Origin of the sequence: Enterococcus sp. DIV2449a, assembly GCF_051711225.1 — a bacterium.
Lineage (GTDB): Bacteria > Bacillota > Bacilli > Lactobacillales > Enterococcaceae > Enterococcus_D > Enterococcus_D casseliflavus.
In genome coordinates, this window is sequence record NZ_JBIOME010000001.1 from 1,717,146 (window position 1) to 1,736,602 (window position 19,457).

Sequence of the window (19,457 nt, forward strand, 5' to 3'; positions counted from 1 at the left end):
GAAAAAAACCTCTGTTAACGAGGTTCATGTTCTTTGGCCAGAAGATCTGTTGCCAAGCGCTGGGCCAAATATTCCCAAAGAATGCCGCCAAAAAAAGCGCCTATCATATAAAGAATGACTGCTTGCAGCTCCAATGGATTATTTGCTAGCCAGAAAGAAAATAGCGAGCCGATGATGAATAGGTAGCTGCCAAAAAGCACTTGCCGCCACGAGCGTTTTTTAACAAACTTGCTAATGAGAAAGGTTGAAAGGATCATCAAGAGAATTTGGATGAATGCCAGCGAAGGCAAAAGTGCAAAGTCAGAAACAACCATTTCCCAAAATTGTTGAATCAAGAAAAAGAAAGCAAAGAGAATGAGCCCGCTTGATAATGTACTAAGCCGCAAGGAAGATATTTTTTTTTGCATTGGTTTACTCCTTGAAAGGTTTTCTTTATTATAGCAAATTTTTAGTTAAATAATGTAAAAAGATGAACGAGAAGGTCTGCAAAAAAACTACTCCTACATGTGCCTACTTTTAGTATACTTGAAAGAAACGAGTGGATGGACTCGATATATAAGGAGGATTTCATGCCAACGATTCTTTTTGCGCCTGCGGTATTCAACTTGGCTGAAACGACAAGGATGATCGAAGTCGCTAAACAAATGCAAGGAAATCACCACTGCGAGTTCTTTGGTTTTTCAAATACCTTTGCTTCACTTATCACTGAAAGTGGCTTTACGTACCATTTGCTGACGCCGACTCTGACAGAAAAACAAGAGGAACAGATCATAAAATTAGATCAACTACGCTCAATCAAAAATCCCTTCACCAAAGAGATGGTTGCCGCGCGTATTCTGAGCGAACAAAAGCTGATCGATAAACTTGCTCCTCAGGTCATTGTAACTGGATCGAATGTCACGATCTTTCTATCAGCTCGCAGCAAACAGATTCCCTTAGTCTACGTAAAACCCTATGCGATGAGCGATCCCTTTTTTCGATCAGATAGCGCATTTATCCCTTCTAGTTTGCGTTTCTTCGGACCGCTAAGGAAACCACTTTGGTATTGGATAAGAAAACAATTGGTAAAATCCCGCTGGATGCCCCGAGCATTCAAACACGCTGCTCAAACAGAAAAACTTTTTATGCCTGAAACGAGCTTACGAATGATGGACGCTGATTTAAATCTCATCACCACTCCTGATTTATTTTTAACGAAAGAGCAGCTGCCAGAAAATTATCAAATCGTTGGGCCGATTTTTGCGAAGCTCGGGTCTTCTTTACCAGACGAAGTGTTGACTTTTATTCAACAAAAGCGGCGGGAAAGAAAACGAATCGTTTATTTTGCGATGGGCAGTTCGGGGAATCCGCGCATGGTGCGAAAAATCTTAGCTTTCTTGCGAAACCGTTCGGAACTAGCGATCATTGCTCCGGTTACACATCTACTCAAGGGGAAACACAACGACTCAGAGAATCTGTTCTTGACCGAATATCTGCCAAGTCATCTATTGCATGAGCATATCGATTTTTCTTTTATCCATGGTGGGGAAGGGACTGTTCAAACAGCTTGTGCATCTGGGAAGCCGTTTATCGGAATTGGGATGCACTATGAGCAATGCTGCAATATTCAGTACTGCGTGGCGTATGGCAATGCAATCGCGCTGACAAAACCATTAACTGAGAAAAAGCTGGAAGCTGCCCTGACTGAGGTTGGAGCTCCGAAGATTTGCCAACAAGCCTATCAGTTAAAGAAGGATTTCCCGACAAATGGTCCTCAGAAAGCGATGCAGGAGATTGAACACTTTTTAGAAAAAAACAATTTTTCTAAATTTTCCTATTAAAAAAGAGCGATTATCATTGAGATAATCACTCTTTTTTAATAGAGATCTACTAGCATCAGCAAGCCTGGGACCCACGTAGTGAAGATACCACAAGCGATCGCAAAATAATGAATCTTACGACCAAAGTTTACCTTCACGATCGTATCCAAAAAGCCGCAAAACCATAACGCTCCCCATGTTAACCAAATCAATGCAAAGAGGGGATCTTGCTCCCATTGCCAAGAGACCCAAGCAAAAGGTAAGGTATTGATGGCTACGAATAGTGCGAGAATCCCATAAATACGTAGATCTAAATCAAAAAGGTAAATGATCCCTACCAACAAATACGTGAAGGCAAAGAGAAAGCCAGTGCCTGCTTCATAATAAGCGCCTTGAAGCATATAGATTAGATTGATAATAAAAGATAACGTACCTGTAAAAAGATTGATCAAAGCAAGTGAGCGGTAGTCAATGTGAAGTAAGCTGCCCCATCCGTTGATTATCAAAGTAATTCCTACAAAAAATAAACCGATCCCTAACATAAAATCCTCCTTTACTTAAATTTAGAATAACAAATTCTAAGAAAAAATAATAGCTCTATTTATTTTTAGGTCAATAAAAAGGAAAATAATTTTGAAATTTGCTATTTTTTGCTGCTAAATTTGATAAAATCAATACCAAAGAGCGCTGCTAGCCGATGCTTTTCTCGTTAAGGGGAAAATTCCAGCGTTTAAAAGTAACTTTAACTCGTTGGAAGAATGGGAAAAGAGAGAGGAACAATAGATTTTCAGTGTATTAATTGGACAAAAAGCTGACGAGGCAGTAGCTTATCGGTTTTTACGAATTTGCAGCAGTGAAGACTGTTTTGCGGAAAGGAGGAATTATGCCGAGAAAAGATCGAATCTTACTTTTTATTGACGAATATATGCAAGCTCAAGGTTGCGCACCTACCATACGAGAAATCTGTGCCAATGAAGAGATAAAAACAACTTCTTTGGTTTATCGTCATTTATTGCGTCTTGAAAAAAGAGGCCTGATTTACCGAGCTTATCGCTTTAAGTCACGTTCGGTTCGTTTTACAGACGAAGGGAAGGCCTATGTCAAAGTGTTGCGACAAGCACAAGCCAACGAAGAATAAATAAAACCAAAATAAAAAAGCCTAAGGCTTTTTTATTTTGGTGCACGGTAGCCGGCAGCTTCCGCTTCAGCGATGGTTTTGAACCATTCTTTCGGGTTGGTAGTATCCTCGTAGTATTTAGATCCGGGCAAATGATAGATGCCGCTTCTTGATCCTTTGATCAAACCGTTTCCTTGTTGATCGACATATTCTTTCTGTTTTTCCTCTGTTTCACTGCTTTGAGAAGTGGCTGTTGTCGTGTTGTTTTCACTACTTGTAGCATTCTCCGGCTGCGTCATATCTTCGTTGGAAATCTCGCTGCTACCATCCGCATAGTTGATTGTGACACCATCTTGGATGTTGAAGATATAATAGTTGAATTGGATCGTATCCTCGCCAATAGATTGGGCTTGCATCTGTACCCCACGGGCAACCAGCTCGTCATCGCGATAGATCGGGGTGACGGAATATCGGACATAATGATTTTTATCTTGCTTGAGATAATAGTTGATATCCATTTCTAAGCGCAACATCTCGGGATTGTTCAACTGACTTGTCCCTGTGATCAGATTCTTCCAGTTTGCATTTTCGCCAGCTAAAGCAAAGCCAATCAAGTGGGTTCGATTATATAAATATTTCCCATTGGGGAGCTGTTTATTACGCCAACCTGTCGGTTTCACACTGGAAATATCGCCACGCTTTTCCGTGGGCATCAAGGATTGATTCAACATTGCTTCAGCAGATGTCGCACGATTGAGGTGATCGAGGTCGCCGTATGCTTCCCAGGCGCCATTTTCAAGGGAAAGATCATCTTCTGAAAACTCAGGAATGTTCTGATTGACTTCAATCGTTTGGGTGCCTTGGTAAGTTAACTGTGCCAGCTCATCTGCACGAATATCCTTAGCAGAAGTGACTGCCACTACTGATGATGGTGTTTTGTGATTTGGGAATAGATCATTACTGTGTAGGAAACTAAATCCGACTGCTGCGAGTGCGAGAAGCGCAGTGACCGATCCGATAAATGTTTTTTTCTTTGCCATCTTTTTTTGCCTCTCTTTTCATTGATGTATAGTTAGCATAAACGGGGAGTAAAAAAACTGCAACCCATTCATCATACCATTTGCATGGAGCGTTTTACAGAACTTTCAGGTTTCTTTTGCTTTTTGATCTCAAATGTTCTTAACCCACTTTCTTTACCAAGGGAACATGCCTGAATGTTTTTTTTATTTGCAAGTCAAATTTTTCATGTTTTAAAAAAACTATGTGATATAATGAATAAAGTTGTTGCTATTTCCCTTTGATGCTTGTTTTAATAACAGGCATCTCCAGCTGCGGAACGAAATTTCAGCTGTATAGCACGCAACCTTCAAACGAAAGAAATCTGGACAATTTTCTGAACGATTTCCTTTCTTTCTTTGAGCAAAATTACAGGAGAAGGAGTGTATCCCATGAACCAGCAAGAAACCATCTTACATTATTTAAATCAGAAAGACTCTGAAAAATTAAAAGAACTCGTATCAGGAATGGAAGAGCTGCCGTTGTTACAATTGTTCAGCAATTTATCCGCGGATGAAAAAGTGATCGTTTTCCGACTATTACCGAAAGATAAAGCACTTATCCTGTTTGAAGATTTGACACCAGCTACACAACAACACTTATTACGCTCTTTCACCGATGAACGGGCAACCGAGTTTGTGAACGAAATGGCACCAGATGTCCGAGTAAGACTCTTGGATGAGTTGCCAGCGACCGTAACACAAAAACTTTTACAATCAATGGCACCGGATGAACGTGCTGCAACAAACCTCTTACTAGGGTATGAAGCCGAAACTGCGGGTCGTTTGATGACACCGGAATTCATCACATTGAAAAAAGATATGACGGTCAATCAAGCGTTAGAAAAAGTGCGAATGCAAGCCAAAGAAAAAGAAACGATCTATACGCTTTATGTTACTGATCAAACGAAAACGTTAGAAGGTGTTTTGTCGCTGAAAGATCTCTTAATGGCACAAGGGGAGCAACGCATCAGTGAGATCATGTCCCAAAAAGTTATTTATGTGACCACGGACACCGACCAGGAAGAAGCAGCCCGTTTGCTAAATGAACTAGATATCATTGCGCTGCCAGTCGTAGACAAGGAATCACGAATCGTTGGGATCATTACCGTCGATGACGCGATCGATGTCATCGAGCAAGAAACAACGGAAGACATGTTTAATGCCGCTGGTTTAGTCGATGTTGCTTCTAATGAAGCAGACCGTAGTAATGTTTTGATCAATGGCAGCCTGTGGCAAATCTGGAAAGTCCGCTTGCCATTCTTAGTGATCACGCTTGTTGCTGGGCTTTTAGCTGGGGTCGTCATTGATGAATTTGAACAAACGTTGGAGTCGGTGGCAGCCGTTGCGATTTTTATTCCTTTGATCATGGATATGGGTGGAAACGTTGGTACACAATCCTCTACTGTATTTGTTCGGGGAATGTCGTTAGGGCATATTGATCTTTCAACCTTCACCCGCCATTTCTTTAAAGAAGTTTGGATCGGTTTGAGTCTAGGCTTGATCGTCGGGATCATCTCTGGAACCGCTGCTTCACTTTGGCAAGGGATCCCGATGTTAGGGGTCGCTGTTGGGATTTCATTAGTTTTTGCTATGACCTTAGCCGCAGCACTTGGCTTTTTAGTCCCGTTTGTACTTATTAAACTAAACATCGACCAAGCAGCCGGTTCGGCACCGATCATCACCTCGATCAAAGATATTGCTGGCTTGTTTATCTACTTCGTTTCAGTAAATGTTCTTTTGGGTCATTTGCTTTAGCATACTGTCCGTTCCAGTGGTATAATAAAGCGACATCGCATGATGAGCACAACATAGAAAGGGGAAATGTCCTATGACAAATCAAATGAAGCAACATCAACTCGGAGGTTTCTCTTTTTAAGTGCGGCCTCCTAATTAACTGGAGGGAAATCATGGAAAAACAAGGAATCGTGGTCTTTCAGGCTAAGGATATCGCAAAAGTCCGCCTGACCACAGGAGAAGAATGTTTAGCAACCGTTTCAGGAAAATTTCGTCAACAGGCACGAGTGCCAAAGGATTATCCTATTGTTGGTGATTTTGTCCAAGGGCAGGTGTATGATCAAGATCATTTCTTGATTGATGCTTTGCTCCCACGAAAGAGTTTTTTACAACGAAAAGTAGCTGGAAATCGGACGGATGAACAAGGGATCGCTGCGAACATCGACACGGTTTTTATTGCAACCAGCGCCAATGAAGAATTCAATTTCGCTCGGTTAGAGCGCTTTGTCACGATCGCTTGGGACAGTGGCGCTAACCCAGTGATTCTCTTGACCAAAGCCGATCAAGTCACAGCTGATGAAAAAGCAGAGCTGTTGCAAGCATTAAACGATGCTTTTGGTGTGAAAGCATTCGCTACTTCTATTTATGAACCGAACGAATTGCTGACAGAAGCCTACTTTTCAGACGGAAAAATCAGTGCATTTATCGGTTCGTCAGGCGTTGGGAAGTCCAGCTTATTAAATCAGCTCATGGAGCAAGCCGTTCAAAAAACCAATGACATACGAGAGGATAGTCGAGGACGACACACGACGACGAGTCGCCAGTTGTTCACACTGCCCTCTGGCGCAATGATCATCGCTACTCCTGGCATGCGGGAAGTTGGCATCAGTACCGTTCGGTCAGCTTCGATCGAGCAATCCTTTGAAGCGATCAGTCAATATGCTGAAGGTTGTTTCTTCAGAGACTGTCAGCATGAAACAGAACCGAAATGTGCGGTCAAAGCAGCTATTGCTGCCGGTGAGCTTTCAGAAGCAGCCTTCGTTCGCTATCGCAAAATGGAAAAAGAGCTGGCGTATTTGAAACGAAAAGAACAGATCAAAGAAATGAAAAAGTAATAGTTAGCACTCCTTTCTATAAGAGGAGTGCTTTTTTGTACGTGTCAAGAGCGCCTTGTTGAGTAAAGAAGAGGAGAGCCGCAGCCAACGTTCTTGTGTTTTCACGAAAAGGCGGCCAATTCCAAAGGGCACTACATGCTAAGTGGTTGAACTAAACTAAGATCGCCTGCCTGGTTACAAGCTGTCGTCAAGAAAAGCAGGATAAAAAAACACAGTGGGGTGTTGTCCCACTGTGTTTTGAGCAATGATTTGCCCCTGCCAAGGTATTTCTAGTATAAAGCGTTGATTCTTAAATAGCAACTCGAAAAAAACGCCTCATTCAGCAGAGCGCAGAATTTTCGTCATGGCTTTTCCTTTCGCCAATTCATCGATCAGTTTATCTAGGTAACGAATTTCTTGAACTATTGGCTCTTCGATCTCTTCTACCCGAATCCCGCAAATCACACCAGTAATCTGTTTTCGTGCAGGATTGAGCTGAGGGGCTTGCTTAAAAAAGCGTTCAAAAGAAACATCATCAGCCATCTGTTGGAGTGTTTCTTGGTCATACCCAGTCAGCCAGGTAATAATCTGATCTACTTCTTCTTTTGTCCGATTTTTCCGTTCTGCTTTGGCAATATACAGAGGATAGACTTTCGCAAAACTCATTTGGGTAATCTTTTGATTTTTCATGATAAACTCCTTTAGTCTTTACACAAAGTATACTTCATTTTTTTCTTTTTGCCGAGATTTTCAACGTTTGTTGTGTGCCAAAATAGGCGAGGGGACTAAAGGATGATTTTTTCTTCTTGTTCACGAAACCCCAATACCTTTTGTCGTGACTCGCCATCCCAATAGAGCAAGTCCAAATTCTTATGCAGCATTAGCTGTGTATATAATTCTTTCAGAGTCAAAGCAGGCTTTTTGGGTTCGAAAAATAAAATCAATTGGTTATGACTATCTTGTGCGATCGTCGTAAAAGGAATCAGGTTTTCTTTGTAAGTTAAATAAATTCCTTGGTAATCTGCTGCACTCGACGACGTTGTCAGTGCTGTCAAGAGGTCTCTTGCTCTCATAATGAACCCGCCTTTACTGTTTTTTGTCGATAGGCATCGATATCCAACATGATTTTTGTTTTGCCGTATACCGTATACTTTTGCACCACGAATTGGTGGCGCTTATTCCAATAGCCACCCACAGTTAGAAACATGCCCTCATCAACATCGCCTAAAAAATTCAAACTGTGCTTCGCAATCAAACAGTTGGTGGTGCCTAGTGTAAAGCGGACCAAAGGGGAGGGGGCAAAGGAGACGATCCTTATTTTTGAGACAGCGCCTTTTTGTGTTTGCATCAGGTATTCCTCCTTTAGTAAGTAGTAAAAAGCGGATCATTCGTTGAGATCAAACCATTTTTTCTCTTCATAAAAAGCAACATGACGAATCTCATCATAATGAATTTTTTCTGTGGTTTCTCCCGTCAAATAAATGCCCAATGTGTCGTATCCGTTGATTTTTCCGACAATATCTGGGGGATAGCCACCTTCTTCATTGACTTCTTCTCGTTGGATCGCCACAGTTAGATTCTTTTTCATCGCTTCGAATAAGCATTGATTGATTTCTTCCGTTGTGAGTGACGGCTTAGGCGGACAATCAAACGTGCGTGTCGGCTCTTCTTCAATTTCAGTTGTATGCTCAGATAAAAAGAATCCTTGCCACTTTAGCTTTTTCCGATCTTCATATGGTTGCAGCATACCCATAGCAATCACCTCTTATCTATATAATACAAACATACGTTCTCTTTTGTAAAGCGAACAGATTTTTAAATTTCTGATTCTTCTATGAAACATCTAAAAAGTGCATCAAACAAGGGGATAGTGGCGGGTATCGTTTTTTTATACTATATATGTTATAATTTATCCTGAAGTAATCATGAACGTTTTAGAAAATAGCTGGCGAAAAAGGAGAATAGTATGTCTGGATTAATCGTGGTCCTGCTTACGATCTACTTTGCAAGTAGGAAAGATAAAGAACAGTGGCTTTTTGATCCCAAACGATTGACTATTCTGGCGCTTATGTTTGTGATCGTCGGCATAAGTTGGGGCTTAAATGACAAAATAATGAAGGATCCTCGGAACCAAAATATTAGAAGTGATTTACTGTTTAATTATTCGTTCCCCTTATTGATAGGTATGCTAGGTCTATTTATCAAAGAAATACCACGGTGGGGACGGATCGTGACTTTGTCATTTGGCTTTATGATTTTTGGGTATTTAGCTATGCACTATTTGATAGGGTTTCACAACCCGTATTGGGAAAATCTACAGCTAAGTCCATTGTATTGGCTACCAAGTGACTAGCCATACGAAAGTATCGCCAATGGAAACGAAAAAAAGCACTCCCTTTATTGAGTGCTTTTTTCGGCTAAATCACTGCAGCAAGATGTTTCTTTTCCCAAAAAATGGGTTGAACCTAAGTAGCAAGGGGGATCATATAAGGAGAAGTCACGACTGTTTGAATCAAACCGATTGATTCTTGACTAAACCGTGTCTTTTGATCATTGCCAAAGTAAAATATGCGACGAGCGTTCCTGCAATCCCAAAAAGTAAATCGATTCGATCAGGGGTGTTCATAAAGCCCAAGACAGTCTCGCTCAATAGATTGGCAATGAGTAAGAGCAGGGTCAATAGCGTGACGGCTTTAAATGGCGCACCTACGAGAAGCCAAAAGTACCCCAGTAAGCCAATAATCAAACTAATCGAAAAATTGGAGATATGAAGATAAAAGTCAGGATACATCGAAGTAAAGAAAGAAACGTCCAAGTACTTTGATAAGTAGAGGAAGAGGGCTGTGAACACGAAAAGCAAGTAGAGGAGTGACGCCCAGATTTTTGGTAAAAAGACTAGCTTTAATTGCTTCTTCTTTTTCATTATTATTCTCCTTTTAAAATTGTCAGCTTATACGGATGGAATTGCTTTTATCGGGTGTTAATTACACAGTGGAAAAAACAAGCTGCAAACCAGGCAAATCAGTAGTCTGCAACTCATTAATGGTAAAATGAGTTGAGGTGATAAAATGACAATAATAAACAATCAGCGATTATGGTTAGGTATAGGGATAGAAATTATTTTGCTCATATCATTCAGCATGATTATGTATTTCATCCTGACGAGTGGCAACTTGAAGCAAAACCCGTTCAGCAGTCGACGAAAAGGAAAAATAAGCTTATGGGTAGCTGCTGGTTTGATTTTACTTGCCATGATTCTAGTATTCCAAGGAATGATCAACGGCGCTTTATTCAGACTTTTTTAGCAAAATATGGACGTTTATGTCGACCTATGAACATTACAATTATATTAAATAACGAAATACCCTAAATTATCTACATGATTTTAGGGTTCTTTTTTATCGAATCATGTAATAGATATTTGCTGGCATTTGCAACGTCTAACTACTTGTGTAAGAACTTTGAAATGGATTGGCTATATATGAATAAAGTTCTAGGTAAAAGCTCAAAGATTTTCAACATGATTATAGCATACAATCAAACCGATTGGTTCGTGAATCAAGGCTGATAGCTTGATTCTGTATTTGCTGAGATAAAAAAGACGAATCCGTATGTAACTTGCTACAAGACCGTTAACAATCTGTTGATTAGTAAATCCAAAAAGAATCTGAAGAAACTTGTAAAATAAGAAATTCTTAGCTTTAGTTAAATTTTAGATGAATTAGAGACAATTTTCTGATAAAAGTCATTCGGAGGGAGGTAAAATGATGCAAAATTGACTTGAACTGTCTAAAATATCACGAACTCTTTTTCGAATATAACTTTGTATAATATATAAATTGTTATCTATCAGAAGCCTGTAAAAGGGCTTCTTTTTTGTTGTATTCTTCTATATCGAAAAATTCATGCAACGTTATTTCTAGTCCCTCACAAATCATTATAAGCGTTGGTATAGTAGGGATATTCCCACCATTTATTAAGTTGCTAATAGTAGATTGCCTTATATTTGCGACTTTTGCCAGCTGATTAACATTGAGATTCCGCTCATTCATTAATTCAATAATTCTTTTTACTATAATCTTATTTTGTAAAGTTTTATCTACCATTGAAACCACTCCTCTTTTTTTGAATATTATAACACAGCAAATTAACAATGTTTAGTTGAAAATCAGAAATGTTAAGATATACTTAAGGAGTAACAAAGTTTTGTTAAATATTGAAGGAGGTTGTCAAATGTTTGTCAGTAATTCAGATTTAATTTTTGAGAAGAAAGAAGAAAAGGTTTCAAAGTCAGGTAATCCTTATACTGTTATTCACTTGATCGATACGAAAAATTTTCAGCGTTTAGAGTTCTTTGCAGATGAAAATCTTACAATCGGTTGTGGTGAAGGTGCAAAATGCAAAGTTGTTTTAAAAGCTGACCGTCGTGGATATAGCACTAACTTAAATTGCTTATCTGTTACTGCTGCCTAATATGAACGAGCAGGAAGCCTTACAAGCGATTCTAGTTGAATTGAAAACCTTGAATAAGACGCTTTCTGACGAACAAGAAAGGCAGTCCAAGGAACGTGAAGCGCAAGCTTTACAAGAAGCTAAGAATCAAGAAGAAGTTGCTATCAAAGAGCAACAAGCCAAAGAGAAAGAAATTGCCTCAGAAAAACTGGCAGAAGAAAGATTTTCAAAAATTGAATCATTCTTCAAAGCGCAAGATGAGGAAAGTACAGTATCTAGTGAGTTTAGAACTCAATTAATGACTGCACTTGACGAATTAGACCAGACTGAGCAAAAGTCTTCTCTTTCTGAAATCAGTAATAAGTTAAATGTACTTGTCGAAAGTTCGGAAGTTAGTGAGGAACAACAACAGGAACAAGAAGTTAGTCATTTTACCGATTTAACATTAATCGTATTTTTTCTTGCATTTGTCCCCGCTTTTCTAGCCTACAAAGGTTTAACGAAATTATTCGATAGTGCATTTGCTTAAAAAATAAAAAAATGGAGGAATGAAGATGTTTACAGCTGAAATGTTTACACCAATTGTTACTGAAATTACAAAAATTGTACCAGTTGCGGTTGGTGCTGGTGTTGGTGTCTTTTCCGTTACTTGGGTAGCGAAAAAAGGCTTTGGACTTGTCAAATCAATGATGAACAAGGGTTAATAGTATTTATCGATTTAACGGCTTAGAGGCTGGCTTAGTTAGCCAGTCTTTTTTATTTCTATTAAGGAGGAAAACAAATGATTAACGCAAAGAAAATTGGTAAATGGGTAGGTATAGTTTTTTTATTCTTAGTTTTTGCTATCGCAGTAATTACGTTTATGCCGATAGTGACAGTTCTGACATATTACTTGATTCAGGTAGCTATGTTGACAATTCAAGTAGCGTTAGCACTACTGATTCTACGAGTGTCATTGTGGATAGTTCTAGTAGTATTCAACAAGAAGAAACTACAAGTTCCAGTGAAAGTTCAGAAAATATCGAAGAGGATATTCAAGGGAGTATAGAATCAGACTCCAACAATACGGATTTATCAAATCCTTTTGTATATGGAAATGTTAGCGAAGATACACAATATTCTACCGAAGATATGTTGAGAAGTAGTCTAATTACTACTTTTGCTGCTGTGAATCCAGGGACTGTTTATGCAGGACCTAATAACGGATGGAATATAACAGGATATTTTGCTTCATGGCGATTAGATGGAACTCTCAATGCTACTATGATTGCGAATAATATAGACATGATAGTAAAACAAGCTAGAAATAGTTTTACTGCAGTTAATTCGCGTTTAAATGGTCTTGAGAACGGACAGTCAAGTATTAATGGCCGTATTAGTTCTTTAGATGTAAAGATTGTATCCACACAAGGTGTTGTCGATTCAGTAAAGCGTTCTATATCCAATGAGAGTAGTCGTATTAGTTCATTAGACCAAAAAATTGTAGCTACACAAGGTGCTGTCGATGGTGTTAAAAGTTCGATTGCCAATGAAAGTAAACGAATTAGTTTGGTTGACCAAAAGATAGTATCAACACAAGGTGTTTTAGCTACTGTACAAAAGGCATTAGATTCTTTGAGAACAGATGCTACTAATTCTGACCATAGTATTAGGTTGGCTTTAGAGGAACAAATTAAACGAATAGATTCTGTTGATAAGAAGATAGTAGGTACACAAGGGGTTGTTAGTACCTTACAAACTGCTCTAGATTCATTAAGAAAAGATGCTACCAATTCAGACCACAGTTTAAGATTGGCATTAGGTGACCAAACTAAAAGGATAGATTCGGTTGATGTAAAACTTGTCGATACGCAAAAGATTATAGACTCTGTCAAAGGTTCTGTTGCTACTAATGGAAATCGTATTGATTCTGTTGATAAAAAACTTGTGGATACACAAAAAATTATTGATGGTGTAAAGACTTCTGTTTCTACAAATGGAAGTCGTATTGATTCAGTAGACAAAAAACTAGTTGATACACAGAAAATCATTGATACAGTTAAATCTTCAGTTGTTACAAATGGGAATCGTATTGATTCCGTTGACGTTAAACTTGTGAAAACACAGGAAATCATTGACAACGTTAAACAAAATCAAATCATTTCGAATCAAAAGATTCAAAACAATTCAGATGAAATAGCTTCATTAAAAAGTAGCTTTCCCTCATGGTCAGATGTTGGCATTATAGCTGCTATTGTTGGTTTGCATGATACTTGGAAATCAAAGGATTATAATGCTTCAGTTCTTCCAGATGATGGTGATGCAGTAAAACTTATGAAATCTGTTGCAAACAAAATTGGGTCAAGTATTTCTAATAATGTTAGCTTACTAAGAAATGTATTTGGAAAAGACGGAACTTATTGGGTTGAATATGATAAGCGCTGGAATAATTTTCCGCTATGGCTTCAAGGTCTATTGAATAATTATTTCGATAATATCTACAACATGGAAAACAAAGATTCTTTGTTATATCGTTTGGTTTATTTTTTTATAGATGAAATGACAAAGACTAGGGATTTCATTATTGAAATTAATGATAATTTGATAATAGCAAATGATTCACTATTACTTATAACAAATTGGTTAAAAATGATTTTTGAAAAGTCTGATTCTGCTGTTAATGTTACAATTCCACCATTTGATTTTAATAGACTTCAGCAAATGTTAGATGGTTTGAATTTTGGCAATATAGTTAATGAAGCTGGTACGAATATTTGGGATTTTCTAAGTCAATTAATTAAAACATTGGGTGAGGTCATTGGTACAGCTATAACTGGCTTAACAGATATTGCTGATCAAATATTAGATTTACTTGGTGATCTAATCAATCAAATCATTAAGCTAATTGTTCCTGAAAATCTAGATTTTCTTGATACGGGTTTTGGAACAGTAAAATCTAAAATTGATATTAAATTTGGTAGCTTCCTGTCATTGGGTAATCAAGTTAAGGAAGTTGTTCAGCCGATTAACCAAGATTTTAAACAAGTAGTTTCAATAGATATTATGGGTGCTAAATTCAATCCTGATTTTACTACGATTGACTGGGTAGTTGTTCGTTTCAGGACAGTTATGGCACTTAGTATTTGGATGTCCGTTGCAATTTATATTTATCGAAAAATTACAGGAAATGGGGATTTAATCAATGATAATTGAGTTACTTTTTAAGCTGATTTTTGGGGCTGTTGATTTATTGATTTCTTTGATTCCTGAAATTAAATTCGATATTTCTCTGCCTGATACTACTGCTTTTAGAGAAATGTTAGGTTTAGCAAATTATTTTTTTCCTATTGGTACGTTGATAGCAGCTCTTGGCGTTTTAATTGCTGTTCAAAACGTTCAATTTATTTTAAAGATATTTAATTTTGTATACAAGAAGATTCCTTTTATAGGCGGATAAAGAGGGGCAGGAAATGCAGTCCACGCTTTAGCGTGGCAAGCATTTCTGCACCTTTATCGACAATAGGATATTAGTTGTCAAATTAAGAAGTTGAAACCATTGGAGGGTTTAAAAGTATGAAAATGTTCGAGTTTATCAAGTATAAGGGAATTGATTATAAACATTATAGGGAGTTGCGAAAAATGGGGATTAAACCTTTTAAAGAGTATGGTCTTACTTTGTTTACTGGTCGGCAAGGTGCGGGAAAAACGATGACATTAGTTCATGAAGCTGAACGTTACCGTGAGGAATATCCTGATTTATATATTTGCAGCAACTTTGGATATGTGTACGAAAATGAGCCTTTAAAAAGCTTAGCTGATATTGCGAATGCTGTGCTTAAAGCAAAAGAAGCAGATGCAAGTGGTGTGCTTATTTTATGGGACGAGATCCAGAATGATTTTGATAGCTTCTCAAAAGTTTCTCGTGATGTCCTTGCAGTTGTTACTCAACAAAGAAAGCAGCATATCAAGATACTAGGAACTTCTCAAGTCTTTACACGTGTTTCTAAGGCATTACGTGAGCAGACTTTTGAGGTTTGTGTCTGCAATACAATTATGGGGCGTTACACTAGAGGGCGTTTCTATGACGCTGATGAGTTTTCTCATAACATAGATAAACCAGACCAGAAGAAACAATTACACCGCTTACGCACAACGTCATTCATTCAGACAGACGATTTAAGAATGCTTTACGATTCTTATGCTGTTATCAAGACTTTATCTCAACAAGCATTAGAAGAAAAAAGTAATCCAAACACGAATGTAATGCTTGTCAGTAAATAGAAACGTAGGTACAGCGTAGTCAAGTATAAATGTCTGACCGTAGGGAATTTATGCCTTGACTACTTCAAATAGAACCCCAAACCCTAGAGTGTCTTCTTCGGTATTACCATACCGGAGAAGCTGGCTCCCGCCGAGGGGTGCCCCTCCAGAATGAGGGGGTGGGGAGCTGATTTTTTTTGACTTTCACAACACATTTCAAAATGAAAGAGGTAGTTTTATGTTTGTTGAATATGATTTTATGATTGTTAAACGGATTTCTATTCGAGAAATGTACAAAAGAAAAGTACAGCTATTGGTTTTGTGTGATCCCGATTCAAATACAGAACTCCATTATCTTGTAAATTACAAGATTGATCTATCAAAGTTCAAAAGAAACGATAAAGTTCGGGTGAAGCTTGGTGTAAGTCGTAAAGGCGCTTCAAATGTTCCTCACTATTTTATAAAGTCTATCGAACGCGTTATATTAAAAGGTGAGGTAGTTGCTTATGTATGATGGAAATGAAAAATCAACCCCCGTTTCTAACAGGGGGGTTGTCGATACATGCCCAAAATCCCCAATCGCTTGCGTAGACTGGTTTAGTTGCACTTTTTTCTCTGCAAGAAATTGGCAAGAACTTGCAGCACTTTTTCGGTTCCCTTTAGAGAAATTTACAGTAAAAGAAAAGGGGATAAATGGTTATTTAAAATCAGCAATATGGGATAATATAGAGTTTTATTTTGACGGCCATAACGATTCAATGGGTATATGGTTAAATTTAGGGGGGCAAGGTTGTCGTCAATTCGAGGAATTGTTTGAACACACTAAATGGACATGGATAGAAGTTTTTGAGTTTGTACTTGAAGAAAAAGCAAATGTAACTCGATTAGATATTGCGATTGATGATTTTAACAACATATTTACGATACACCAGTTAGAATTATGTATGAGAAACGGTTGTGTAGCAAGTCGTTTTAAGCATGGCAGAAATTTTGAAAAGATAAATCTTGAAACTGGTCAGACTGAGGGTCAAACATTATATTTTGGGCAATCAGAAGTGATATTTCGCTTTTATGATAAGTACTATGAACGGTTGCAAAGAGGTAAATATTTTCATGAAGACATTAAAACTTGGGTTCGTTCTGAGGTTCAGCTTCGTGGCGATCGCGCAAAGGCCGCTTTAGATGTGATTGTTAATAACGATATGGATTTGGGTGATTTTCTTAGAGGTTTGTTAAATCGCTATATTGCGTTTAAAGTTAAGGGGAATGATACGAACAGAGCAAGATGGAAAAACACTAGATGGTGGGATAAATTTCTCAATAATATTGGCAAAATTAAGCTCTCTCTACAAGCTCCCGATAAAAGTGTTCTTCGTACAAAGGACTGGATTGACAAGCAAGTGCTTGCTTCACTAGCAACTCTGTATATCTCGCTCGGTTCAGATGATAAACTCTTTAATGATTATATCATCGAGAAAGGGAAATCACAAATGAGTGACCACCAGTTGCAAATGGCTTTAGAGTTCGCAAATAAGGATGATTTTAGGAATCAGCTCAAAAGTGATATGGTTTCTTATATCCAAGAAAAGAAATCCTTTAGCAAGCAGCAAGCAACTAATAACTGGTTAAAAAATGCGAATTCTATAATTCAATATAACAATCAAAAACAACTATCAAATTAGTAATATCATTCATAATGAAATTGTTTAATGGTAAAATTAATCGAGGTGATAAAAATGACTATTATTAATTCGGATAGGATTTGGTTAGGTGTTGGAATTGAAGTTTTATTAGCAGTTGGCATTTGTTTTATTATGTATTTTATTTTTACGAGTGGGTCTATAAAGAAAGATGTATTTAGCAAACGCGGTAAAAGTAAATTGTCATTGTGGTTAGCTGTACTAATAATTCTTTTTGCAATGTTTCTAGTTTATAAAGGAATGATTAGCGGTTCAACATTTAGTTTTTAAGAGGAAAAAGCATATTTAAATGTTACAATTATATTAAATAACGTAGAGAGGGCTAAAATGAGCAAAAAAAATAAGCTTAATTAGCCTTTAGATTTTAACTATTAACTGCTGGATAGCAAAATAAAGCGCAACAAACCTCCGCAAACTTATATTGATGCTCGTTATTTAATATGATACGATGTGCCTGCATACGGTAGGTAATACGATTTGATTATGAACACAGATATGATAGCCTTGTATCGGCTGAGCTGACTTGTCTTAAGTTAGGTCCTAGTTGGAAGCGGATCTCATATCTGTGAAGGTTCATTGTCAAATCATTCGTTGCCGTAGTAATTAATAGAGCAAAGGAGCTAGTTTGATACATGGTATATAAGCATTTAACCGCTGAAGAGCGTGGGAAAATTGAGGCCTATCTTGACGAAGGATTACGACCAGCTGAAATAGCACGTAGATTAGATCGCCATCGTTCAACAATCACTCGGGAGATTCAACGGGGGACTGAAGCTAGAAAAGCCAACAGTATCGCACGGTTGCCTTATCAAGCTTCAAGTGCACAAAATATCGCTAAATTGCGGAAAAAGAACTGTGGAGTTACTAAAAAAGCCACGATTCATAATACTAAAACTATTTTAAAATATCTGAATCTAAAATATTCTCCAGAACAAATTGCACATTCCGTTAAAAGCGTAAAGGTATGTACATCCACGATCTATAACTGGATTTACTCAAAAACCATTGATTTCAACATCAAAAAGCTTAGGAGACATGGAAAAAGATATAAAGTAAAGTCATCTGGATCGAAGATTCGCATTGATCGAGCTTTCTTTGAAAATAGAACCATTGATTTGCGCCCAGAAGCTGTTCAGCTTCGTACAGAATTTGGTCATTGGGAAGCTGATACAGTAGTTTCAAAACGAGGCATATCAACCTGTCTCGCAACTTTTATCGAAAGAAAGACACGACAATACGTAGCGATTAAACTCCCTAATAAAACAGGTCGCGCTATGATGGCAGCGATTAAAAAACTAATAGAAATGTATCCTCAAGGGGTAAAATCTATTACTTGTGATCGAGGAACTGAATTTGTAAATCAATTTCAAGTCGGTCTTATTGAAGACACCTTCGGGTGCAAAATTTACTATGCAAATCCGTATGCACCTCATGAACGTGGTTCTAACGAAAATCATAATGGATTACTTAGAGAATATTTCCCTAAACCGTTTAATTTTAAGAATGTCTCGCAACGTATCGTCGATGACGCTGTAGAAAACTTAAATACTAGACCAAGAAAAATTCTAAAGTGGAAAACACCAGCTCAAAAGTTTAAACTAGAATACGCGAGAATTACATGATATTTTCAAGAGAACATTTCATTCGTTATGAAATGATTTTGTCGAACAATCGTATCAATTCAAGTTTATCAATAGGGATAAAAAGAGCAAAAGACGAACTATGTTTATATAAAAGCAATGTATAGTTGCGCTTAATCTTAACATTCGCCTTTAACTGTTAACTTTGTATAATATATATTATGTAAACTAAAATATAAAATTTTTCGAACACCGTATTTAACTGGTAATTTTACGGCTCTCCTCCCTCTTATTTAGGATTATTTCCTTCAAATTCACCTAATTGGCAGCATAATCCAAAAAAACGGTTATTTGAGCGATAGTTTAGGATTTTTGTTTATTTTACGACTGACAAGAAAATCAACTGACAAATTATCTCTGTACCTTTGTCTGTATTTGATTTTGTTGATTCTTGAATCTTTGAATTCAAGCTTTGGTTTGCAGCTGCTGGCCAAACTCAATGAATCAGTCAAGTATTGTTGTTCACGATCTTATCAGTAATGATTCGTACTTAACCCAGTAACTAATAGCCTAATGGGAATCTTGATCACAGGCAAACCAGCAGCGATAAACAAGAAACGTTTCGTTGCGTTCAGTTTTCACCTAAACGGATCAGATTCCCATAGCGAGTCCTAATCAAGGGTT

Annotated in this window: 25 protein-coding genes; 16 read left to right on the plus strand and 9 right to left on the minus strand. The window is 37.7% G+C overall.

Features of this window, described 5'->3' with window-relative positions:
- Window positions 1-14: 14 nt before the first annotated feature.
- Window positions 15-407, minus strand: a complete 393-nt coding sequence (locus tag IGI76_RS08050; protein WP_167823253.1) for a hypothetical protein — start codon at window positions 405-407, stop codon at window positions 15-17.
- A 162-nt stretch (window positions 408-569) separates the two neighbouring features.
- On the opposite strand from IGI76_RS08050, the gene IGI76_RS08055 reads away from it, so the two are divergent.
- The gene (locus IGI76_RS08055; RefSeq protein ID WP_167823254.1) at window positions 570-1,820 is read left to right on the plus strand and encodes a glycosyltransferase; all 1,251 of its coding nucleotides are present in this window, start codon (window positions 570-572) and stop codon (window positions 1,818-1,820) included.
- 35 nt (window positions 1,821-1,855) lie between these two features.
- Here IGI76_RS08055 and IGI76_RS08060 read toward each other — a convergent pair whose 3' ends face one another.
- On the minus strand, window positions 1,856-2,341 hold the full coding sequence (locus IGI76_RS08060) for an AmiS/UreI family transporter (RefSeq protein WP_438781340.1): 486 nt from the start codon (window positions 2,339-2,341) through the stop codon (window positions 1,856-1,858).
- A 341-nt stretch (window positions 2,342-2,682) separates the two neighbouring features.
- On the opposite strand from IGI76_RS08060, the gene IGI76_RS08065 reads away from it, so the two are divergent.
- Window positions 2,683-2,937, plus strand: coding sequence for a LexA family protein (locus tag IGI76_RS08065; protein ID WP_016620130.1), 255 nt, complete (start codon window positions 2,683-2,685; stop codon window positions 2,935-2,937).
- Between the two features lie 32 nt (window positions 2,938-2,969).
- Here the strand turns inward: IGI76_RS08065 and IGI76_RS08070 are convergent, their stop codons facing one another.
- Window positions 2,970-3,956 carry a DNA/RNA non-specific endonuclease gene (locus IGI76_RS08070; RefSeq protein ID WP_333719157.1) on the minus strand — a complete coding sequence of 329 codons (987 nt, stop codon included), beginning with the start codon at window positions 3,954-3,956 and terminating at the stop codon, window positions 2,970-2,972.
- 408 nt (window positions 3,957-4,364) lie between these two features.
- On the opposite strand from IGI76_RS08070, the gene mgtE reads away from it, so the two are divergent.
- A complete protein-coding gene (mgtE, locus tag IGI76_RS08075; RefSeq protein WP_074535841.1) occupies window positions 4,365-5,729 on the plus strand; it encodes a magnesium transporter in 1,365 nt (454 codons plus the stop codon).
- A gap of 152 nt (window positions 5,730-5,881) precedes the next feature.
- Window positions 5,882-6,823: a ribosome small subunit-dependent GTPase A gene (rsgA, locus tag IGI76_RS08080; protein ID WP_333719158.1), complete on the plus strand. Its 942-nt coding sequence runs from the start codon at window positions 5,882-5,884 to the stop codon at window positions 6,821-6,823.
- Between the two features lie 315 nt (window positions 6,824-7,138).
- On the opposite strand, the gene IGI76_RS08085 is transcribed toward rsgA, so the two are convergent.
- From IGI76_RS08085 to IGI76_RS08100, 4 genes are all read right to left on the minus strand, one after another.
- The gene (locus tag IGI76_RS08085) at window positions 7,139-7,492 is read right to left on the minus strand and encodes a DUF2200 domain-containing protein (RefSeq protein ID WP_015509694.1); all 354 of its coding nucleotides are present in this window, start codon (window positions 7,490-7,492) and stop codon (window positions 7,139-7,141) included.
- Between the two features lie 95 nt (window positions 7,493-7,587).
- Window positions 7,588-7,875, minus strand: a complete 288-nt coding sequence (locus IGI76_RS08090; RefSeq protein ID WP_005226077.1) for a hypothetical protein — start codon at window positions 7,873-7,875, stop codon at window positions 7,588-7,590.
- Window positions 7,872-8,150: a hypothetical protein gene (locus IGI76_RS08095; protein ID WP_010748343.1), complete on the minus strand. Its 279-nt coding sequence runs from the start codon at window positions 8,148-8,150 to the stop codon at window positions 7,872-7,874. The genes IGI76_RS08090 and IGI76_RS08095 overlap by 4 nt, the downstream gene beginning before the upstream one ends.
- 36 nt (window positions 8,151-8,186) lie before the next feature.
- A complete protein-coding gene (locus IGI76_RS08100) occupies window positions 8,187-8,555 on the minus strand; it encodes a hypothetical protein (protein ID WP_074535836.1) in 369 nt (122 codons plus the stop codon).
- Between the two features lie 213 nt (window positions 8,556-8,768).
- Here IGI76_RS08100 and IGI76_RS08105 point away from each other — a divergent pair, with 213 nt between their 5' ends.
- Window positions 8,769-9,155: a hypothetical protein gene (locus IGI76_RS08105; RefSeq protein ID WP_074535834.1), complete on the plus strand. Its 387-nt coding sequence runs from the start codon at window positions 8,769-8,771 to the stop codon at window positions 9,153-9,155.
- A gap of 159 nt (window positions 9,156-9,314) precedes the next feature.
- On the opposite strand, the gene IGI76_RS08110 is transcribed toward IGI76_RS08105, so the two are convergent.
- The gene (locus IGI76_RS08110) at window positions 9,315-9,725 is read right to left on the minus strand and encodes a hypothetical protein (protein ID WP_074535832.1); all 411 of its coding nucleotides are present in this window, start codon (window positions 9,723-9,725) and stop codon (window positions 9,315-9,317) included.
- A gap of 223 nt (window positions 9,726-9,948) precedes the next feature.
- Between IGI76_RS08110 and IGI76_RS08115 the strand changes: the two genes are divergently transcribed.
- Window positions 9,949-10,107: a hypothetical protein gene (locus IGI76_RS08115; RefSeq protein ID WP_438792257.1), complete on the plus strand. Its 159-nt coding sequence runs from the start codon at window positions 9,949-9,951 to the stop codon at window positions 10,105-10,107.
- 537 nt (window positions 10,108-10,644) lie between these two features.
- Here IGI76_RS08115 and IGI76_RS08120 read toward each other — a convergent pair.
- The gene (locus IGI76_RS08120) at window positions 10,645-10,908 is read right to left on the minus strand and encodes a helix-turn-helix domain-containing protein (RefSeq protein ID WP_438781345.1); all 264 of its coding nucleotides are present in this window, start codon (window positions 10,906-10,908) and stop codon (window positions 10,645-10,647) included.
- A 100-nt stretch (window positions 10,909-11,008) separates the two neighbouring features.
- Between IGI76_RS08120 and IGI76_RS08125 the strand changes: the two genes are divergently transcribed.
- The 10 genes from IGI76_RS08125 to IGI76_RS08170 all read left to right on the plus strand — a co-directional run bounded on the left by IGI76_RS08125 (window position 11,009) and on the right by IGI76_RS08170 (window position 18,815).
- Entirely contained in the window at window positions 11,009-11,275 is a 267-nt protein-coding gene (locus tag IGI76_RS08125; protein WP_325815790.1) for a hypothetical protein, read from the plus strand.
- Window position 11,276: 1 nt separating this feature from the next.
- Window positions 11,277-11,783, plus strand: a complete 507-nt coding sequence (locus tag IGI76_RS08130; RefSeq protein WP_438781347.1) for a hypothetical protein — start codon at window positions 11,277-11,279, stop codon at window positions 11,781-11,783.
- A gap of 25 nt (window positions 11,784-11,808) precedes the next feature.
- Window positions 11,809-11,958 (plus strand): hypothetical protein, encoded by a 150-nt coding sequence (locus IGI76_RS08135; RefSeq protein WP_325815792.1) that lies wholly within the window; start codon window positions 11,809-11,811, stop codon window positions 11,956-11,958.
- Between the two features lie 103 nt (window positions 11,959-12,061).
- Entirely contained in the window at window positions 12,062-14,446 is a 2,385-nt protein-coding gene (locus tag IGI76_RS08140; protein WP_438781351.1) for a hypothetical protein, read from the plus strand.
- Entirely contained in the window at window positions 14,436-14,690 is a 255-nt protein-coding gene (locus IGI76_RS08145) for a hypothetical protein (protein ID WP_008379919.1), read from the plus strand. Before IGI76_RS08140 ends, IGI76_RS08145 begins: the two co-directional genes overlap by 11 nt.
- A gap of 116 nt (window positions 14,691-14,806) precedes the next feature.
- On the plus strand, window positions 14,807-15,514 hold the full coding sequence (locus IGI76_RS08150) for an ATPase (RefSeq protein ID WP_325815794.1): 708 nt from the start codon (window positions 14,807-14,809) through the stop codon (window positions 15,512-15,514).
- 217 nt (window positions 15,515-15,731) lie between these two features.
- Window positions 15,732-16,007 (plus strand): hypothetical protein, encoded by a 276-nt coding sequence (locus IGI76_RS08155; protein WP_325815795.1) that lies wholly within the window; start codon window positions 15,732-15,734, stop codon window positions 16,005-16,007.
- A complete protein-coding gene (locus IGI76_RS08160) occupies window positions 16,000-17,175 on the plus strand; it encodes a replication initiation factor domain-containing protein (RefSeq protein ID WP_438781353.1) in 1,176 nt (391 codons plus the stop codon). The genes IGI76_RS08155 and IGI76_RS08160 overlap by 8 nt, the downstream gene beginning before the upstream one ends.
- Window positions 17,176-17,229: 54 nt before the next feature.
- The gene (locus IGI76_RS08165) at window positions 17,230-17,463 is read left to right on the plus strand and encodes a hypothetical protein (protein WP_325815798.1); all 234 of its coding nucleotides are present in this window, start codon (window positions 17,230-17,232) and stop codon (window positions 17,461-17,463) included.
- A gap of 362 nt (window positions 17,464-17,825) precedes the next feature.
- The gene (locus IGI76_RS08170) at window positions 17,826-18,815 is read left to right on the plus strand and encodes an IS30 family transposase (RefSeq protein ID WP_438781357.1); all 990 of its coding nucleotides are present in this window, start codon (window positions 17,826-17,828) and stop codon (window positions 18,813-18,815) included.
- The last annotated feature ends 642 nt before the right edge of the window (window positions 18,816-19,457 follow it).

Bases quoted from the DNA above. Each gene is read 5' to 3' on its own strand.
- IGI76_RS08070 (WP_333719157.1), bottom strand. From the start codon at position 3,956: ATGGCAAAGAAAAAAACATTTATCGGATCGGTCACTGCGCTTCTCGCA.
- mgtE (WP_074535841.1), top strand. From the start codon at position 4,365: ATGAACCAGCAAGAAACCATCTTACATTATTTAAATCAGAAAGACTCT.
- IGI76_RS08105 (WP_074535834.1), top strand. From the start codon at position 8,769: ATGTCTGGATTAATCGTGGTCCTGCTTACGATCTACTTTGCAAGTAGG.
- IGI76_RS08135 (WP_325815792.1), top strand. From the start codon at position 11,809: ATGTTTACAGCTGAAATGTTTACACCAATTGTTACTGAAATTACAAAA.
- IGI76_RS08065 (WP_016620130.1), top strand. From the start codon at position 2,683: ATGCCGAGAAAAGATCGAATCTTACTTTTTATTGACGAATATATGCAA.
- IGI76_RS08085 (WP_015509694.1), bottom strand. From the start codon at position 7,492: ATGAAAAATCAAAAGATTACCCAAATGAGTTTTGCGAAAGTCTATCCT.
- IGI76_RS08170 (WP_438781357.1), top strand. From the start codon at position 17,826: ATGGTATATAAGCATTTAACCGCTGAAGAGCGTGGGAAAATTGAGGCC.
- IGI76_RS08120 (WP_438781345.1), bottom strand. From the start codon at position 10,908: ATGGTAGATAAAACTTTACAAAATAAGATTATAGTAAAAAGAATTATT.
- IGI76_RS08140 (WP_438781351.1), top strand. From the start codon at position 12,062: ATGGGTAGGTATAGTTTTTTTATTCTTAGTTTTTGCTATCGCAGTAAT.
- IGI76_RS08145 (WP_008379919.1), top strand. From the start codon at position 14,436: ATGATAATTGAGTTACTTTTTAAGCTGATTTTTGGGGCTGTTGATTTA.
- IGI76_RS08150 (WP_325815794.1), top strand. From the start codon at position 14,807: ATGAAAATGTTCGAGTTTATCAAGTATAAGGGAATTGATTATAAACAT.
- IGI76_RS08115 (WP_438792257.1), top strand. From the start codon at position 9,949: ATGTATTTCATCCTGACGAGTGGCAACTTGAAGCAAAACCCGTTCAGC.
- IGI76_RS08100 (WP_074535836.1), bottom strand. From the start codon at position 8,555: ATGGGTATGCTGCAACCATATGAAGATCGGAAAAAGCTAAAGTGGCAA.
- rsgA (WP_333719158.1), top strand. From the start codon at position 5,882: ATGGAAAAACAAGGAATCGTGGTCTTTCAGGCTAAGGATATCGCAAAA.
- IGI76_RS08055 (WP_167823254.1), top strand. From the start codon at position 570: ATGCCAACGATTCTTTTTGCGCCTGCGGTATTCAACTTGGCTGAAACG.
- IGI76_RS08095 (WP_010748343.1), bottom strand. From the start codon at position 8,150: ATGCAAACACAAAAAGGCGCTGTCTCAAAAATAAGGATCGTCTCCTTT.
- IGI76_RS08110 (WP_074535832.1), bottom strand. From the start codon at position 9,725: ATGAAAAAGAAGAAGCAATTAAAGCTAGTCTTTTTACCAAAAATCTGG.
- IGI76_RS08165 (WP_325815798.1), top strand. From the start codon at position 17,230: ATGACTATTATTAATTCGGATAGGATTTGGTTAGGTGTTGGAATTGAA.
- IGI76_RS08160 (WP_438781353.1), top strand. From the start codon at position 16,000: ATGTATGATGGAAATGAAAAATCAACCCCCGTTTCTAACAGGGGGGTT.
- IGI76_RS08060 (WP_438781340.1), bottom strand. From the start codon at position 2,341: ATGTTAGGGATCGGTTTATTTTTTGTAGGAATTACTTTGATAATCAAC.
- IGI76_RS08050 (WP_167823253.1), bottom strand. From the start codon at position 407: ATGCAAAAAAAAATATCTTCCTTGCGGCTTAGTACATTATCAAGCGGG.
- IGI76_RS08090 (WP_005226077.1), bottom strand. From the start codon at position 7,875: ATGAGAGCAAGAGACCTCTTGACAGCACTGACAACGTCGTCGAGTGCA.
- IGI76_RS08155 (WP_325815795.1), top strand. From the start codon at position 15,732: ATGTTTGTTGAATATGATTTTATGATTGTTAAACGGATTTCTATTCGA.
- IGI76_RS08130 (WP_438781347.1), top strand. From the start codon at position 11,277: ATGAACGAGCAGGAAGCCTTACAAGCGATTCTAGTTGAATTGAAAACC.